Source organism: Enterobacter sp. SECR19-1250, from assembly GCF_013391025.1.
In the GTDB taxonomy this organism is placed as follows: Bacteria; Pseudomonadota; Gammaproteobacteria; order Enterobacterales; family Enterobacteriaceae; genus Enterobacter; species Enterobacter cloacae.
In genome coordinates this window covers 1-17,260 of record NZ_JACASJ010000099.1, presented here as the reverse complement: position 1 = coordinate 17,260, position 17,260 = coordinate 1, and the positions used below count along the sequence as shown (strand labels likewise).

Annotated in this window: 20 protein-coding genes; 13 read left to right on the top strand and 7 right to left on the bottom strand. The window is 55.9% G+C overall.

The genetic code is table 11. The annotated features are described in order from the left end of the window. Nucleotides 1-57 precede the first annotated feature (57 nt). Nucleotides 58-327: a GrxA family glutaredoxin gene (locus HX884_RS20800; protein ID WP_006809455.1), complete on the bottom strand. Its 270-nt coding sequence runs from the start codon at nt 325-327 to the stop codon at nt 58-60. Between the two features lie 184 nt (nt 328-511). On the opposite strand from HX884_RS20800, the gene nfsA reads away from it, so the two are divergent. From nfsA to HX884_RS20745, 11 genes are all read left to right on the top strand, one after another. Continuing rightward, nucleotides 512-1,234 (top strand): nitroreductase NfsA, encoded by a 723-nt coding sequence (gene nfsA, locus HX884_RS20795; RefSeq protein WP_045295705.1) that lies wholly within the window; start codon nt 512-514, stop codon nt 1,232-1,234. 51 nt (nt 1,235-1,285) lie between these two features. Then, nucleotides 1,286-2,188: a 30S ribosomal protein S6--L-glutamate ligase gene (rimK, locus tag HX884_RS20790; protein ID WP_013097373.1), complete on the top strand. Its 903-nt coding sequence runs from the start codon at nt 1,286-1,288 to the stop codon at nt 2,186-2,188. Nucleotides 2,189-2,251: 63 nt separating this feature from the next. Further along, the gene (locus HX884_RS20785) at nt 2,252-2,728 is read left to right on the top strand and encodes a YbjN domain-containing protein (RefSeq protein WP_003858385.1); all 477 of its coding nucleotides are present in this window, start codon (nt 2,252-2,254) and stop codon (nt 2,726-2,728) included. A gap of 351 nt (nt 2,729-3,079) precedes the next feature. Further along, nucleotides 3,080-4,192 carry a spermidine/putrescine ABC transporter substrate-binding protein PotF gene (gene potF, locus HX884_RS20780; RefSeq protein ID WP_013097372.1) on the top strand — a complete coding sequence of 371 codons (1,113 nt, stop codon included), beginning with the start codon at nt 3,080-3,082 and terminating at the stop codon, nt 4,190-4,192. 143 nt (nt 4,193-4,335) lie between these two features. Continuing rightward, nucleotides 4,336-5,469 (top strand): putrescine ABC transporter ATP-binding subunit PotG, encoded by a 1,134-nt coding sequence (gene potG, locus HX884_RS20775; protein ID WP_013097371.1) that lies wholly within the window; start codon nt 4,336-4,338, stop codon nt 5,467-5,469. A gap of 10 nt (nt 5,470-5,479) precedes the next feature. Then, complete coding sequence (potH, locus tag HX884_RS20770; RefSeq protein WP_178328735.1) at nt 5,480-6,433, top strand: putrescine ABC transporter permease PotH; 954 nt, start codon at nt 5,480-5,482, stop codon at nt 6,431-6,433. Next, on the top strand, nt 6,430-7,275 hold the full coding sequence (potI, locus tag HX884_RS20765) for a putrescine ABC transporter permease PotI (protein ID WP_013097369.1): 846 nt from the start codon (nt 6,430-6,432) through the stop codon (nt 7,273-7,275). Before potH ends, potI begins: the two co-directional genes overlap by 4 nt. A 65-nt stretch (nt 7,276-7,340) precedes the next feature. Beyond that, entirely contained in the window at nt 7,341-7,814 is a 474-nt protein-coding gene (locus HX884_RS20760) for a YbjO family protein (RefSeq protein WP_020689898.1), read from the top strand. Nucleotides 7,815-7,854: 40 nt separating this feature from the next. Continuing rightward, the gene (gene rlmC, locus HX884_RS20755; RefSeq protein ID WP_062729192.1) at nt 7,855-8,994 is read left to right on the top strand and encodes a 23S rRNA (uracil(747)-C(5))-methyltransferase RlmC; all 1,140 of its coding nucleotides are present in this window, start codon (nt 7,855-7,857) and stop codon (nt 8,992-8,994) included. Between the two features lie 105 nt (nt 8,995-9,099). Then, nucleotides 9,100-9,807 (top strand): response regulator transcription factor, encoded by a 708-nt coding sequence (locus HX884_RS20750; protein ID WP_178328734.1) that lies wholly within the window; start codon nt 9,100-9,102, stop codon nt 9,805-9,807. Then, on the top strand, nt 9,791-11,260 hold the full coding sequence (locus tag HX884_RS20745; RefSeq protein ID WP_038984436.1) for an ATP-binding protein: 1,470 nt from the start codon (nt 9,791-9,793) through the stop codon (nt 11,258-11,260). Before HX884_RS20750 ends, HX884_RS20745 begins: the two co-directional genes overlap by 17 nt. A 75-nt stretch (nt 11,261-11,335) precedes the next feature. Here the strand turns inward: HX884_RS20745 and artJ are convergent, their stop codons facing one another. The 6 genes from artJ to HX884_RS20715 form a co-directional block, all read right to left on the bottom strand. Next, complete coding sequence (gene artJ / locus HX884_RS20740; protein ID WP_013097364.1) at nt 11,336-12,067, bottom strand: arginine ABC transporter substrate-binding protein ArtJ; 732 nt, start codon at nt 12,065-12,067, stop codon at nt 11,336-11,338. A gap of 155 nt (nt 12,068-12,222) precedes the next feature. Next, entirely contained in the window at nt 12,223-12,891 is a 669-nt protein-coding gene (gene artM, locus HX884_RS20735; protein ID WP_178328733.1) for an arginine ABC transporter permease ArtM, read from the bottom strand. Then, nucleotides 12,891-13,607, bottom strand: a complete 717-nt coding sequence (gene artQ / locus HX884_RS20730) for an arginine ABC transporter permease ArtQ (RefSeq protein WP_013097362.1) — start codon at nt 13,605-13,607, stop codon at nt 12,891-12,893. The genes artM and artQ overlap by 1 nt, the downstream gene beginning before the upstream one ends. A 6-nt stretch (nt 13,608-13,613) precedes the next feature. Continuing rightward, complete coding sequence (gene artI, locus HX884_RS20725) at nt 13,614-14,345, bottom strand: arginine ABC transporter substrate-binding protein ArtI (protein ID WP_020689903.1); 732 nt, start codon at nt 14,343-14,345, stop codon at nt 13,614-13,616. A 20-nt stretch (nt 14,346-14,365) separates the two neighbouring features. Next, nucleotides 14,366-15,094 carry an arginine ABC transporter ATP-binding protein ArtP gene (gene artP / locus HX884_RS20720; protein ID WP_013097360.1) on the bottom strand — a complete coding sequence of 243 codons (729 nt, stop codon included), beginning with the start codon at nt 15,092-15,094 and terminating at the stop codon, nt 14,366-14,368. Between the two features lie 226 nt (nt 15,095-15,320). Further along, complete coding sequence (locus HX884_RS20715; RefSeq protein WP_178328732.1) at nt 15,321-15,839, bottom strand: lipoprotein; 519 nt, start codon at nt 15,837-15,839, stop codon at nt 15,321-15,323. A 107-nt stretch (nt 15,840-15,946) separates the two neighbouring features. On the opposite strand from HX884_RS20715, the gene HX884_RS20710 reads away from it, so the two are divergent. Next, on the top strand, nt 15,947-16,270 hold the full coding sequence (locus tag HX884_RS20710; RefSeq protein WP_178328731.1) for a heavy metal-binding domain-containing protein: 324 nt from the start codon (nt 15,947-15,949) through the stop codon (nt 16,268-16,270). Then, on the top strand, nt 16,267-17,097 hold the full coding sequence (locus HX884_RS20705) for an N-acetylmuramoyl-L-alanine amidase (protein WP_013097358.1): 831 nt from the start codon (nt 16,267-16,269) through the stop codon (nt 17,095-17,097). The genes HX884_RS20710 and HX884_RS20705 overlap by 4 nt, the downstream gene beginning before the upstream one ends. The last annotated feature ends 163 nt before the right edge of the window (nt 17,098-17,260 follow it).

Below are 17,260 nucleotides of genomic sequence, written 5' to 3'. Positions count from 1 at the left end.
GCTCCGGATGAATATGATGATCTCATATCAGGAACTTGTTCGCACCTTCCTTAGTGATTACTGAGCGGCAAACAGCCCCAGATGTTCTTTAGCGTAAGCTTCAAAATCGGTGCAGCCGCCAATGTGTTTCTGATCGAGGAAGATCTGCGGTACGGTTTCAACCGGTTTACCCACGGTTTTTTCCAGATCGGCTTTGGTGATGCCTTCTGCGTGGATATCCACATAGCGGAAGTTAAAGTCATCACGCTCTTCAGTCAGTTTTTCAGCCAGCTCTTTTGCGCGCACACAGTAAGGGCATCCTGGACGACCAAAAATTACTGCAAACATTTCTCTCTCCTCAAAAAACAAGCCTGACGGCGAATGACACGTATAGTGCACGATAACCTGCCGTCATTAAAGTAGGTTTCGCCTGTCGCTTTAATATCCTTGAGCTATGTTTCGCCAATTACATGCCGCGCATCATTGCCTATACTGGCTGCCACACGTATTAAGCAAGACAAAGAGAGAGACGATGACGCCAACAATTGACCTGCTCCGTTCCCACCGTTCTATCCGCCACTTCACCGATGAGCCCATTACCGAGGCGCAGCGTGAGGCCATCATCGACAGCGCCAGAGCCACCTCGAGCTCCAGCTTTCTGCAGTGCAGTTCGATTATTCGTATTACCGACAAGGCCATGCGCGAGCAGCTGGTGACGCTCACGGGCGGGCAGAAGCATGTAGCCCAGGCCGCCGAGTTCTGGGTATTCTGCGCTGACTTTAACCGCCACCTGCAAATTTGCCCTGAAGCCGAGCTGGGGCTGGCAGAACAGCTGCTGCTGGGCGTGGTCGATACCGCGCTGATGGCGCAAAACGCCTTTACGGCGGCGGAATCGCTGGGATTAGGCGGCGTGTATATCGGCGGGCTGCGTAACAATATTGAAAGCGTAACCGAACTACTGAAGCTGCCGAAGCACGTCCTGCCCCTGTTCGGTCTCTGCCTCGGCTGGCCTGCTGACAACCCGGATCTCAAGCCGCGCCTGCCTGCGGCGATGCTGGTCCATGAAAACCACTACCAGCCGGTCGACCTGGATGTTCTGAATCAATACGATGAAGAGCTGGCGCATTATTACATGACGCGCGGCAGCAATAACCGCCGCGATACCTGGAGCGACCACATCCGCCGTACCATCATTAAAGAAAATCGCCCGTTTATTCTCGATTATCTGCACAAACAGGGCTGGGCGACGCGCTAGTCCATTCGGTATGATACGCAGGCTTTTCCCATGTCTTTAGAGAGGTGCAGGGTGAAAATTGCCATTTTGTCCCGGGATGGAACGCTCTATTCATGCAAACGCCTGCGAGAAGCGGCGGCAAAACGCGGACATCAGATTGAGATCCTCGATCCGATGTCCTGCTATATGAACATTGACCCTGCTGCTTCCTCGATCCATTACAAAGGCCGCAAGCTACCGCATTTTGATGCGGTGATCCCCCGCATCGGCTCGCAGATCACCTATTACGGTACGGCCGCGCTGCGCCAGTTTGAAATGCTGGGCAGCTATCCTCTCAACGAATCTGTCGCCATTTCCCGCGCCCGGGATAAGCTGCGCTCGCTGCAGCTGCTCGCCCGCCAGGGTATCGATCTTCCGGTCACCGGTATCGCTCACTCCCCGGACGACACCAGCGATCTGATCGACATGGTGGGCGGTGCGCCGCTGGTCATCAAGCTGGTGGAAGGCACACAGGGTATTGGCGTGGTGCTGGCAGAGACGCGACAGGCAGCAGAGAGCGTGATTGACGCCTTCCGCGGCCTGAATGCGCACATTCTGGTGCAGGAGTACATCGAAGAGGCCAAAGGGCGCGATATCCGCTGTTTCGTGGTGGGCAATGAGGTGGTGGCGGCCATTGAGCGTCAGGCGAAAGAGGGCGATTTTCGCTCCAACCTCCACCGGGGCGGCGTTGCGCGGGTTGCTGATATCAGCGAGCGCGAGCGGGAGATTGCCGTGAAAGCGGCGCAAACGCTGGGGCTGGACGTGGCAGGCGTAGACCTTCTGCGCGCAACGCGCGGGCCGCTGGTGATGGAAGTGAATGCCTCGCCCGGGCTGGAAGGGGTAGAAAAAACCACCGGTGTCGATATTGCAGGTAAAATGATTGCATGGATTGAGCGTCATGCCACGCCGGGCTACTGTCTTAAAACGGGTGGTTAAATGGATTACCGCGCACTTTTTGAGTACCCTATGCGAAGTTTTTACTAAAGAGGCTCCACCGCGATGGATTTACAGGTCGTTCCAACACTGGATACGTTACGTCAATGGCTTGATGATGCCGGTATCACCTTCTTTGAATGTGATTCCTGCCAGGCGCTGCATCTGCCTCACATGCAGAATTTCGACGGCATTTTTGATGCCAAAATCGATCTCATTAACGACGTGATCCTCTTCTCTGCGCTGGCAGAAGTTAAGCCGTCTGCGCTGCTGGCGCTGGCCTCTGACCTCTCTGCGATCAACGCCAGTTCTTTGACGGTGAAAGCATTCCTCGATATACAGGATGATAATCTGCCAAAACTGGTCGTTTGCCAGTCTTTGTTCTCCGGCGCGGGGCTCTCCTTCAAGCAGTTCGCCTGGTTTATGCGTTTGAGTGAAGAGCAAATTTCGATGGTAATGATGGAGGCCAATGCACACCATCTGCTGTACAGCGCGGAAGACGATGCAGAGAATAATGATGCATCTCCCAATTTTCTTCACTAAGCCTGTCTGACTTTTGCGCAGTCGCTGCCAGAGCGGCTGCATAACGCCATTTATTCTGCTGCTTTTAACCTTTCTTTAAAGAATTTTTCACCTCCTCAAAGGCCATTTCGGCTTATCACGTAGACATAACCTGCATAAAAAATTGATAAAAGGCGTTTTTTCGTCTGGGCTATAGCCGGAGACACGGGCTACAGTTATTCTTGCGATGCTTAAAAAAGCGAGCGGATCCTGCCGGGTAAAGAGGTTTCTTTTTATTTTGAGCAGAGCGACAAACTATGCATGATTTTTGCATATATCCAGATTGCACAGTTTTAGTTCGTTTGTTAACGAGCTTTCAGAAGGAATAACACTATGATCGCCTTGAATAAAAAATGGTTATCGGGTCTGGTTGCGGGTGCTCTGATGGCCGTCTCTGCCGGCACGCTCGCTGCGGAACAAAAAACGCTGCATGTTTATAACTGGTCTGACTATATTGCCCCGGACACGGTGGCTAATTTTGAAAAAGAGACCGGCATTAAAGTGGTCTACGACGTGTTTGATTCCAACGAAGTGCTGGAAGGCAAACTGATGGCAGGCAGCACCGGTTTTGACCTGGTGGTACCGTCCGCAAGTTTCCTGGAGCGTCAGCTGACCGCAGGCGTTTTCCAGCCGCTGGACAAGAGCAAGTTACCAAACTGGAAAAACCTCGACCCGGAAGTGCTGAAGCTGGTCTCTAAGCATGACCCGGAGAACAAATACGCCATGCCGTATCTGTGGGCGACCACCGGTATTGGCTACAACGTGGATAAAGTCAAAGCGGCGCTGGGCCCGGACGTCAAGCTGGACAGCTGGGACGTGGTGCTGAAGCCGGAGAACCTCGCCAAGTTGAAAAGCTGCGGCGTCTCCTTCCTGGATGCCCCGGAAGAGATTTTCGCCACCGTGCTGAACTATCTCGGCAAAGATCCGAACAGCAACAAGGCGGATGATTACACCGGCCCGGCAACCGATCTGCTGCTGAAGCTGCGTCCGAATATCCGTTACTTCCACTCTTCACAGTACATTAACGACCTGGCTAACGGCGATATCTGCGTGGCAATTGGCTGGGCAGGGGACGTCTGGCAGGCGGCTAACCGCGCGAAAGAGGCGAAAAACGGCGTGAATGTCTCCTACTTCATTCCGAAAGAGGGGGCGCTGGCCTTCTTTGATGTCTTCGCCATGCCTGCCGATGCGAAAAACAAAGATGAAGCGTATCAGTTCCTAAACTACCTGATGCGTCCGGAAGTGATTGCTCATATCAGCGACCATGTCTACTACGCCAACGGTAACAAGGCCTCCTTGCCACTGATTAGCGAAGAGATCCGTAATAATCCGGCTATCTATCCGCCAGCGGATGTGTTTGCCAAGCTCTTCACCCTGAAAGTACAGGATCCAAAAATTGACCGCGTACGTACCCGTGCGTGGACCAAGGTGAAAAGCGGGAAATAACGGCGTTTGGTAACGTTGCCCGGTGGCGCTATCGCTTACCGGGCCGACACAACCCGTAGGCCGGGCAAGCGTTCGCGCCGCCCGGCGATGCGCACCCTGACGGTGCGTTTGCACCAGTTTTGATCTATGCCGGAGAACACCCCGTGAATGACGCGATCCCCCGCCCGCAGGCGAAAGTCCGTAAAGCGCTGACCCCGCTACTTGAAATTCGTAACCTCACCAAATCTTTCGATGGCCAGCATGCCGTGGACGACGTCAGCCTGACTATCTACAAAGGCGAAATATTTGCCCTTCTCGGGGCGTCTGGCTGCGGTAAATCAACCTTGCTGCGCATGCTGGCCGGGTTTGAACAACCTACCGCCGGGCAGATTGTGCTGGATGGCGTGGATCTCTCCAGCGTACCGCCGTATCAGCGTCCGATTAACATGATGTTCCAGTCTTACGCGCTGTTCCCCCATATGACGGTGGAGCAGAACATCGCGTTTGGCCTGAAGCAGGACAAGCTGCCGAAAGCCGAAATCACCGCGCGTGTGGCGGAGATGCTGAGTCTGGTGCATATGCAGGAGTTCGCGAAGCGTAAACCGCACCAGCTTTCTGGTGGTCAGCGTCAGCGCGTGGCACTGGCCCGAAGCCTGGCGAAACGCCCGAAACTGCTGCTGCTTGATGAGCCGATGGGTGCCCTGGATAAAAAACTGCGCGACCGTATGCAGCTCGAAGTGGTGGATATCCTCGAACGCGTGGGCGTGACCTGCGTGATGGTCACCCACGACCAGGAAGAGGCCATGACCATGGCCGGGCGTATCGCGATCATGAACCGCGGTAAGTTCGTACAGATTGGCGAGCCGGAAGAGATTTATGAACACCCGACTACCCGTTACAGCGCGGAGTTCATCGGCTCGGTGAATGTTTTTGAAGGGCTGCTGAAAGCGCGTGAAGAAGACGGGCTGATCATCGAATCGCCGGGGCTGCAGCATCCGCTGAAGGTCGACCCGGATAACTCCGTGGTAGACAACGTGCCGGTCTATATCGCCCTGCGACCGGAGAAAATCATGCTCTGTGAAGATCCTCCGGCCGATGGCTTTAACTTTGCCGTGGGCGAAGTGGTGCACATTGCCTATCTGGGCGATCTCTCTATTTACCACGTCCGTCTGAAGAGCGGGCAGATGCTCAGCGCCCAGCTGCAAAACGAACATCGCTACCGTAAAGGACTGCCGACCTGGGGCGACGAAGTGCGTCTGTGCTGGGATGCGGACAGTTGTGTCGTGCTGACGGTATAAGGAGCGGCCAATGAGTACACTTGAACCGCCAGCCCGCGTCGAAAAACCGGGCGGCTTTGCGCACTGGCTGGCGCGCATGCAGATGAACCACGGCCGCAAGCTGGTGATTGCCATGCCTTACGTGTGGCTGATCCTGCTGTTCATGCTGCCGTTCCTGATCGTTTTCAAGATAAGCCTGGCGGAAATGGCGCGGGCGATCCCGCCTTACACCAATCTGCTGGACTGGGCAGACGGCCAGCTGACGCTGACGCTTAACCTTGGCAACTTCCTGCAGCTGACGGAAGATCCGCTTTATGTCGAAGCCTATTTGCAGTCACTGCAGGTGGCGGCGATCTCCACGCTCTGCTGTCTGCTGATGGGCTACCCGCTGGCATGGGCGGTGGCGCACAGTAAGCCCTCGACGCGCAATATTCTGCTGCTGCTGGTGATCCTGCCGTCGTGGACCTCGTTCCTGATCCGCGTCTACGCGTGGATGGGGATCCTGAAAAATAACGGGGTGCTGAATAACTTCCTGATGTGGTTAGGGGTTATCGATCAGCCGCTGACTATTCTGCACACCAATCTCGCGGTCTATATCGGGATTGTGTACGCCTACCTGCCGTTTATGGTGCTGCCGATCTATACGGCGCTGACGCGTATCGACTATTCGCTGGTGGAAGCCTCGCTGGATCTGGGCGCCCGTCCGCTGAAGACTTTCTTCAGCGTGATTGTGCCGCTGACCAAAGGCGGGATTATCGCCGGGTCGATGCTGGTGTTTATTCCGGCGGTTGGGGAGTTTGTGATCCCGGAACTGCTCGGCGGCCCGGACAGCATCATGATTGGCCGCGTGTTGTGGCAGGAGTTCTTCAATAACCGCGACTGGCCGGTAGCCTCCGCGGTGGCGATCGTGATGTTGCTGCTGCTGATCCTGCCGATCATGTGGTTCCACAAGCATCAGCAGAAACAGATGGGAGACCACGGATGAACAACTTACCGGTAGTGCGCTCTCCGTGGCGAATTGCGATCCTGGTGATCGGCTTTACCTTCCTGTATGCGCCGATGCTGATGCTGGTGATCTACTCGTTCAACAGCTCCAAACTGGTCACCGTATGGGCAGGCTGGTCGACGCGCTGGTACAGCGAACTGTTCCACGACGATGCGATGATGAGCGCGGTGGGGCTGAGCCTGACCATCGCGGCGCTGGCGGCCACAATGGCCTGCGTGCTGGGCACGATTGCCGCGCTGGTGATGGTGCGCTTCGGGCGTTTTCGCGGCTCGAACGGCTTTGCCTTTATGATCACCGCGCCGCTGGTGATGCCGGACGTGATCACCGGCCTGTCGCTGCTGCTGCTGTTTGTGGCGCTGGCGCATGCCATTGGCTGGCCGGCGGATCGCGGCATGCTCACCATCTGGCTGGCGCATGTGACCTTCTGTACCGCGTACGTGGCGGTGGTCATCTCCTCGCGTCTGCGCGAGCTGGATCGCTCCATTGAAGAGGCGGCGATGGATCTCGGTGCCACGCCGGTGAAGGTCTTTTTCATCATCACGCTGCCGATGATTATGCCTGCGGTGATCTCCGGCTGGCTGCTGGCCTTTACCCTGTCGCTCGACGATCTGGTGATCGCCAGCTTTGTTTCCGGGCCAGGGGCGACGACGCTGCCAATGCTGGTCTTCTCCAGCGTGCGCATGGGGGTAAACCCGGAGATCAACGCCCTGGCGTCGATAATCCTCGGCGTGGTCGGAATTGTCGGATTTATCGCCTGGTATTTGATGGCGCGCGCGGAAAAGCAGCGCGTGCGCGATATCCAGCGTGCAAGACGCGGCTGAAGGAATTATTATTTCCAGTGATGTGCCGCGCATGACGCGGCACTGTTTTTCAGGGAAGTAAAACATTGGGATTATTAAAAAAATCACGTCTTACGCACGCTCGTCCAAACGTACCTGCGCTGGTGCAGGTGGCGGCGCTCGCTATTATTATGATCCGCTGTCTTGATGTACTGATGATCCTCAACACCCTGGGGGCGCGCGGCATCGGTGAGTTCATTCACCGCAGCGTGCAAACCTGGAACCTCACGCTGGTATTCCTCAGCAGCCTTGTGCTGGTGTTTATCGAAATCTACTGCGCGTTTTCGCTGGTTAAAGGGCGCAACTGGGCGCGTTGGGTCTATCTGCTGACGCAGGTGACCGCCGCCAGCTATCTGTGGGCCGCCTCGCTGGGCTATGGCTATCCGGAGCTGTTCAGCATTGCCGGTGGATCCAAACGCGAGATCTTCCATGCGCTGGTCATGCAGAAATTACCCGATATGCTGGTGCTCCTGCTGCTCTTTGCTCCAGCTTCAAGCCGGCGGTTCTTCCGCCTGCAATAATGTGTATAATCGCAGCCCTCGTTATTCTTAAGGTTTTCCTATGCAGTGCGCACTCTATGACGCCGGACGCTGCCGCTCCTGTCAGTGGATAGAACAGCCGGTCTCTCAACAACTCACCGCCAAAATGGCCGACCTGCAACAGCTGCTGGCTGAACATGCGGTGGGCGAGTGGTGCGCCCCCGTCAGCGGCCCGGAGCAGGGTTTTCGTAATAAAGCCAAAATGGTGGTCAGCGGCAGCGTAGAAAAACCGCTGTTGGGCATGCTGCATCGCGACGGTACGCCGGAAGATCTCACCGGCTGCCCGCTTTATCCTGCCTCGTTTGAGCCGGTCTTCGCGGCACTCAAACCGTTTATTGCCCGCGCGGGGTTAACGCCTTATAACGTCGCCCGTAAGCGCGGCGAGCTGAAATATCTCCTCCTGACCGAGAGCCAGATGGACGGCGGTATGATGCTGCGTTTCGTGCTGCGCTCGCAAGCCAAGCTGGAACAACTGCGCGCGGCGCTGCCGTGGCTGCAGGAGCAGCTTCCGCAACTGAAGGTCATTACCGCCAATATTCAGCCGGTGCATATGGCGATTATGGAGGGGGAGACAGAGATCTTCTTCACCGGGCAGCATGCACTGGCGGAAACGTTCAACGACGTGCCGCTGTGGATCCGCCCGCAAAGTTTCTTCCAGACCAACCCGACGGTGGCGAGTGCGTTATATGCCACCGCCCGCGACTGGGTGAGGGCGTTAAACATCCATCATATGTGGGATCTGTTCTGCGGTGTCGGGGGCTTTGGTCTGCACTGCGCCACGCCTGAGATGCAGCTGACCGGGATTGAGATCGCCGCCGAAGCGATTGCCTGCGCGAAACAGTCTGCCGCTGAGCTCGGATTAACCAATCTGCACTTCCAGGCGCTGGATTCCACGCAGTTCGCGACCGGGCAGGGCAACGTACCGGAGCTGGTGCTGGTCAACCCGCCGCGCCGGGGCATTGGCAAGGCGCTGTGCGACTATCTGAGCCAGATGGCGCCGGATTACATTATCTACTCCAGCTGCAACGCCCGTACCATGGCGACAGATATCGCTCATCTGCCGGGCTACCGTATTGAACGCGTTCAGCTTTTCGATATGTTCCCGCATACCGCGCATTATGAAGTGTTGACGTTGTTAACCCGCATCCCGGGTAAGGCGTAGCCGCCACCCGGCATGACATCCGCAAAATCTTCAACAAAATGTGAACTCTTCAACCCTGCGAAATCAGGTAAGCTTACGTCATAAGAGATGAAATAAGGCTTACCCATGAAGCAGATCCTGCTGGTGGAAGATGACCACGATATCGCGGCACTTCTGCGACTCAATTTAGAAGATGAAGGCTACATCATCACCCACGAGCCCGACGGCGGCAACGCGTTACAGTGTCTTGAAAAACAGCCGTGGGACGCGGTGATCCTCGATCTCATGCTCCCCAACGTCGACGGCCTGGAGATTTGCCATCGTATTCGCCAGATGACCCGCTACCTGCCGGTGATCATTATTAGCGCCCGCAGCAGCGAAACCGATCGGATCACCGGCCTGGAAACCGGCGCGGATGATTATCTGGCAAAGCCGTTCTCGGTGCAGGAGCTGATTGCGCGCATTAAGGCGCTGTTCCGCCGCCAGCAGGCGATGGGGCAGGCGCAGAATGCCGGGAATATTCAGGCGCATGGCCTGACGATCGACCCGCTGGCCCGCAGCGTGCTGCTTCACGGCCAGATAGTGGATCTCACCCCGCGCGAGTTTGAACTGCTGTACTTCTTTGCCCGCCATCCTGGCGAGGTCTTCTCGCGTCTGGCGCTGCTGGAGCAGGTGTGGGGCTATCAGCACGAAAGTTACGAGCATACCGTTAACACCCACATCAACCGCCTGCGCATCAAGATTGAAAAAGACGCTGCCGAGCCGGAGATCATTCGCACCGTCTGGGGCAAAGGCTATAAATTTGCGGAGCCGCACCATGATGCGCCGCTTTAGCCTGAGCCAGCGCCTGACGCTGCTGTTTATTTTACTGATGATGCTCTGTGCCGCCGTCGCCTGCGCCGTCCAGCTCTACAGCAGCATGCAGTATGGTAACGCCATGGTTCAGCGTCTCTCTGGCGGCCTGGCGCAACAGATCGTGCAGCGCGAACCAATTCTGAACGCCCAGGGCAGGGTCGACCGTACCGCGCTGAAACCGCTCTTTGACAGGCTGATGACCTTCAACCCGAGCGTGGAACTGTACGTCGTCTCCCCGGATGGCGATATTCTGGCCGATGCCGCCCCGCCTGGCCATATTCAGCGACAAAGCATCAATCTCGCGCCGGTACAGGAGTTCCTCAGCGGTGCGGCCATGCCGGTTTTTGGCGACGATCCGCGTAGCCAGAACAAGAAAGTGTTCAGCGCGACGCCGTTACGTCAGGACGGCGAGCTTAAAGGCTATCTGTATATTATTTTACAGGGCGAGGAGTCGAACGCGCTGGCGGACATGGCCTGGCACAAGGCGCTGTGGAGTACGGTGCTCTGGTCAATGCTTTGGGTGGCGCTGTTTGGCCTGCTGGCGGGCTTACTGATCTGGTACTGGGTCACGCGTCCGGTTAAACGGCTGACGCGTGAAGTGGCCGGGCTGGAGCATGACAGCATGAGCGCGATACGCGCGCTGGCGGTCCAACAGCCGGATGCGACAGCAAAAGATGAAGTGGCGCTCCTGCGTAACAGTTTTATCGAGCTGGCACGCAAAATCACCCAGCAGTGGGATCAACTGGCCGACAGCGACCGCCAGCGCCGGGAGTTTATCGCCAATATTTCCCACGACTTACGCACGCCGCTGACCTCGCTGCTGGGCTATCTGGAGACGCTGTCGCTGAAATCCGCCACACTGACGCCGCAGGAGCATCAGCAATACCTCGCCACGGCGTTGCGTCAGGGTCAAAAGGTGCGTCATCTGTCACAGCAGTTGTTTGAGCTTGCGCGTCTTGAGCACGGCGGCATCAAGCCCCAGCGCGAGCGTTTTGCGATGGGAGAGCTTATTTCCGACGTGGCGCAAAAGTTTGAGCTCACGGCGCGCACGCGCGAGCTTCAGCTCCAGATAGACGTTCCCGGGCCGCTGCCGCTGGTGTATGCCGATGTCTCGATGATAGAGCGCGTGGTGACCAATCTGCTGGATAACGCCATCCGCCATACCCCCACCGGCGGCAAGATCCGTCTCGCCGTATGGCAGGAGAATGAAAAGCTACAGGTTGAGGTGGCCGATTCAGGAACCGGTGTGGATGCCGCGCTGCGCGACGATCTGTTCCAGCGGCCTTCAGCGTTGAATCCGCAAGCATCGCGGGAGAATCGCGGTGGGTTAGGGCTGTTGATTGTCAAACGGATGCTGGAACTACACGGGGGAGGGATCAGGCTGATGGAGTCGGTGAGTGGGGCGCGGTTCAGGTTCTTCGTGCCGTTGTGAGAGAGTGCCGGGTGGCGCTGCGCTTACCCGGCCTACAGACCACCCCCGCAGGCCGGACCACCCGACAAAAAGAGGTTACTGCGGGAACCACTGGTCGCTGATTTTCTGATACGTACCGTCAGCTTTAATCGCCTTCAGCGCGCCGTTCAGTTTTGCCAGCAACGCTTTGTTATCCGGACGCACCGCAATGCCCAGACCCGTACCGAAGTATTGCGGATCGGTCACTTTTTCGGTTGCCGTACCGAGCTGCGGGTTGGTTTTCAGCCATTCGTTGACGACCGCGGTGTCACCAAATACGCCATCAATACGGCCGTTTTTCAGGTCGATAATCGCGTTCTGGTAGCTGTCATAGGCCACGGTTTTCACTTCAGGATGCTTGTCCTGGAGGTATTTCTGGTGCGTGGTGCCGTTTTCCATCCCGATGCGTTTGCCTTTCAGCTCATCAAAGGATTTATAAGCCCCTTTCTTCGCAATGACCACCGCCGAGTTGGCGTAGTACGGGTCGGTGAAGGCCACCTGCTTGCTGCGCTCTGGCGTGATGTCCATACCGGAGATCACCGCGTCGTATTTTTTAAATTTCAGGGACGGGATCAGGCTGTCAAAGGCATGGTTGGTAAAGGTGCAGTCGGCCTGCATCTGTTTGCACAGCGCTTTCGCCAGATCGATATCAAAACCCACGATCTGGTTGCTGGCATCCAGCGATTCAAATGGTGGATACGTGGCAGAAACGCCGAAATTGATTTTATCGGCAGCCGTTGCGCCTGCGGCAAACGTTGCCAGTAATGCGGCCAGAACTAACTTTTTCATTGTAATACTCCCGTCTGTAGGTCTTATGAAAGTACAATGCCATTTAATGAATTTATATTCAATATAAATGATTTAATATTTATCGTGGAATAAAAAAAAGCGGATAACCCATCAGGTTACCCGCTTTATTAATACCGTTTTATGCATTTACGTGATTAATTTCTGCGCTCAAACGCCAGCGCTTTACGCTCGATCAGGCGCATCATTAGCGTCAACAGTCCGTTAACCATCAGATACACCACGCCTGCCGCGCCAAACACCATCACATCGTAGGTGCGTCCATAGAGCAGTTGCCCGTGGCCCATCACTTCCATCAGGGTGATGGTGTAGGCCAGCGAGGTACTCTTGAACACCAGCACCACTTCGTTGGAGTAAGAGGAGAGGGCACGCTTAAAGGCGTACGGCAGCAAAATGGCCAGCGTATCTTTTTTGCTCATGCCGAGCGCGCCGCAGGACTGCCATTGTCCTTCCGGAATGGCGCGGATCGCTCCGTAGAACAGCTGAGTGGTGTAGGCAGCGCTGTTCAGTGAAAGGGCGATCAGGGCACACAGCCACGGCTCAGAGAGCAGATGCCAGATAACCGGATACTCCTGCAGCGACGGGAACTGGCCCGGGCCGTAGTAAATCAGGAAGATCTGCACCAGCAGCGGCGTACCGGTAAAGAGGGTGATATAGCCGCGCACAATCCACACCAGCACCGGCGTTTTCAGCGTCAGGATGATGGTAAAGATCAGCGCCAGGAACAGCGCCACGATGATGGACGCCACGGTCAACGTCAGGCTGGTGTGCAGCCCTTTCATCAGCTCGGGTAAATAGTCCAGCATCAGCCTGGTCTCCGTTCAAAGCGCGTCGCACGCAGGTCAATACGCTTAAGGATGTACTGACTCAGCAACGTGATCACCAGGTAGATAGCCGCCGCCACAATGTACCAGGTAAACGGCTCCTGGGTGCGGGTAGCGATGCTTTTGGTCTGCAACATTAAATCGTTAACGCTTATCAGGCTCACCAGCGCCGTATCTTTCAGCAGCACCAGCCACTGGTTCCCTAAACCCGGCAGGGCATGACGCCACATCTGCGGCATCACCAGACGGAAGAAGATCGCCGCTTTCGACATCCCCAGCGCCTGGCCAGATTCCCATTGTCCTTGCGGTACCGCTTTCAGCGCACCGCGCAGGGTTTGCGACGCGTACGCAGAATAGAGCAGGGAAAGGGCAATGACGCCACAGAGGAACGGGCTGACGTCGAAGTTTTCAATCTGCATCTGCACCGGGATCTGCACGACGCCAAGATTGAGGGTAAAGCCGTCCGACAGCGTGAGCAGCAGCTGTGAGGAACCGAAATAGATAAACAGGACCACCAGAATCTCCGGTAGCCCACGCAGCACGGTGACTAGCGCGGAGCCGGTCCAGGCGACAGGGAACCACTTTGCAGATTCCCATACCGCAAAGAACATCGCCAGCACCAGGCCGATAATCAGTGCGCAAACGGCAAGGCCGACGGTCATCCCGGCGGCGCTTGCTAAAGGAAGAATTTCATTCATCAGGAATTACTTCTGGAACCATTTTTTATAGATGGTTTCGTAGGTGCCGTCTTTCTTCACTTTTTCCAGCGCAGCGTTGAATTTCTGCTGCAGCTCAGTGTTGCCCTGACGAACGGCAATCCCCAGACCTGTGCCGAAGTAGTCCTTATCGGTCACTTTGTCGCCCACTGGCGCGAGTTTATCGTTGGCTTTCAGCCATTCGGTCACTACCGCGGTGTCACCAAACACGCCATCGATACGGCCGTTCTGCAGATCCAGCTTCGCGTTCTGGTAGCTGTCGTAAGGCACGGTGGTGATTTCCGGATGTTTATCCATGATGAATTTCTGGTGCGTGGTGCCGTTCTGTACGCCCACTTTTTTGCCTTTCAGCTGGTCAACAGAGGTAAATTTCCCTTTCTGACCAATAAACAGGGCGGAGTTGTCATAGTACGGCGTGGTGAACAGCACCTGCTTTTCACGCTCTGGGGTGATGTCCATACCGGCCATCACGGCGTCGATACGGCGGAACTTCAGGCTTGGGATCAGGCTGTCAAACGCCTGGTTGCTGAAGGTACAGGTTGCGTCGATCTCTTTACACAGCGCGTTAGCCAGATCGACATCGAAGCCCACAATCTTGTTGTTGGCGTCGATAGATTCAAACGGAGGATAGGACGCTTCGGTGGCGAAACGGATGGTCTGGGCTGCGGTAGCGGAAAGGCTGACGCTAGCGAGCAGCGCGGCAATCAATACTTTTTTCATTATCATTTTCCCTGGCACTCTCAGTGAGATAAGTAGTTTTTGAAGGCATCGGTTTGCGGGTTGGTAAAGCAACTCGCATCACCTTGCTCAACGATATACCCGTTTTCCATGTAGACCACACGGCTGGCGGTTTTACGCGCCACTTCCACTTCATGGGTGACGATGACCTGAGTAATGTTGGTTTCCGCCAGCTCACGAATGATGCTCACGATCTGGGCGGTGATTTCCGGGTCCAGCGCGGCGGTCGGCTCATCAAACAGCAGTACCGCTGGCTCCATCATCAGCGCACGGGCAATCGCCACACGCTGTTGCTGACCCCCGGAGAGGTGCAGCGGATAACGATCGCTGTAGGGCTTAAGGCGCAGACGCTCCAGCAGCTTTTCAGCACGCGCCATCGCCTGATCCTTGCTCAAACCGAGAACGCGGCAGGGCGCTTCAATCAGGTTTTGCAGGACGGTCAGATGCGGCCAGAGGTTGTATTGCTGGAAGACCATGCCAACGTTTTGACGCAGTTCACGAATCGCTTTATCGGACGGCGTTTTCGCAAAATCAAAGTGGTTACCGGCGATAGCCAGCGTTCCTGAACGGGGCATTTCAAGCAGATTAAGGACACGCAAAAGAGAACTTTTACCCGCGCCACTTGGGCCAAGCAAAACCAGAGTTTCGCCTTCCGGGCACTCCAGCGTGATGTCGAACAGCGCCTGGTGTGCGCCGTAGAAGCAGTTAATGCCGTTTAGTTTAATACTCATCGGGGCAGTCTTTACTCATCCAGGCAATCTATAGCAATTGAGGCCGCAGATAGTACCGTTGACAGAATAGTTATGCAATATTTCTGCGTTAAAAGTTAAATATAACCCGTAATACCCCTTAAACATAGCACAAAATAGCGAAGCCCAAGGTCGGCGAGTATAAATGTCGGCATTCCGCATGAAATGCCGCACATTTTTCGGGGTTTACAATTCTGAAACAGTGGGTTTAGCGATTCTCAATCGACTGGCGCAGCGTGCCTGCCGGGGCGTGTACGCTCCCGCCGATATAGCGTACGTCATCCACCGCCCAGCACTGGCCTTCGCGGATCATCAGCACTTCATCCTGCCAGGTTTGGGTGCCCTGGGTCAGCTTCACACGCAGTGGGATGTTACGCGCATCGGTGTTCGGGATGGTCGAGGCGCTGGCCACTTCGGCGCTGTCCGGCAACGTCGTGCGGCTGGAGAATGGATCGGATTTCAGCAGCGCGTTGTGCTGCGGATCGCGCGTGGCATCGTTCAGCAGTTTTGCCAGCCCATCGCTCAGATACGGACGCTGGCCGGTGAGATCGTTGCTGCGGTGTTGAATGCGATAATCATAGAACTGTTGCGCCACGGTATCCGGGCCGCCCTCTATACAGGGGCCGCTGCGGGTACCGATATCCTTAAAGGCTGGCGTGACCGTGGTGGTACACGCGCTGAGCACCAGCGCGCAGGGCACCAAAAGCGTTAAAGCAGAGTAGCGCATGTTGATTTCCTTATTTATTAACTATCCTTTCAATCATAGCGTAACGAACCGATAATGCTGGTGAAGTTATGGGCTAAGGCATTGAACGCTAAAGAAGGAGAGAAACCATGCAGTTTTCAACAACGCCAACCCTGGAAGGGCAGCCGATCACCGAGTATTGCGGTGTGGTCACGGGCGAAGCCATTCTGGGGGCCAACATTTTTCGCGATTTCTTTGCCGGTATCCGCGATATCGTCGGCGGCCGCTCTGGCGCGTATGAAAAAGAGCTGCGTAAAGCCCGGGACATCGCCTTTAAAGAGCTGGGCGAACAGGCCAAGGCACTGGGGGCGGATGCGGTCGTGGGGATTGATATTGACTACGAAACCGTCGGTAAAGAAGCGAGCATGCTGATGGTGAGCGTAAGCGGTACGGCGGTGAAAACCCGTCGATGAAACGCGCGTTTTCAACACTCCTGCTGGCGCTGTTGCTGGCAGGGTGCGCCACGGAAAAAGGCATTGTGGATAAAGGCGCCTATGAACTGGATACCCGCCACCAGGCGCAGGCGGCCTATCCGCGCATCAAGGTGCTGGTTATCCACTATACGGCGGATGACTTTGACAGTTCGCTGGCCACGCTGACGGACAAGAACGTCAGCTCCCACTATTTGATCCCGGCGAAGCCGCCCGCACCGGACGGTAAACCGCGTATCTGGCAGCTGGTTCCCGAGAACGAACTGGCCTGGCATGCGGGTATCAGCTTCTGGCGCGGCACCAACCGCATTAATGATACGTCGGTTGGCATTGAGCTTGAGAATCGCGGCTGGCAAAAAACGGCCGGGGTAAAACACTTTTCCCCGTTCGAACCCGCGCAAATTGCGGCCCTGGTGCCGCTCGCAAAAGACATTATTGCCCGCTATCACATTAAACCCGAGAACGTGGTGGCCCATGCGGATATCGCGCCTCAGCGCAAGGACGATCCCGGTCCGCTGTTCCCGTGGCGCGAGCTTGCAGAGCAGGGGATTGGCGCCTGGCCCGACGCGTCCCGGGTGGCGTTCTATATGAACGGGCGGCCACGGTATCAGGCCGTGGAGACCGCAGCGTTACTCGATTTGCTCGCGCGTTACGGTTACGAGGTCCCCGACAACAGCACCCCCGCTCAGCAGAAGCGCATCATTATGGTCTTCCAGATGCACTTCAGGCCGCAGCTGTGGAACGGCGTGGCAGATGTGGAAACGCTGGCCATTGCCGAAGCACTTTTAGAGAAATACGGGCAGGGGTAATCCTTCGGGATTAACCCGAATGCCTCGTTTTTGTGAGATTGATCATAAGATTAATCTTAAGTACATTCTCAATTCATTTTAAGTAAATTGATTTAAAATCGCCCTCAACTAAGGAAGGTGCGAATAAGCAGGTCATTTCTTCCCAAGCTGACTCGCTGATTAA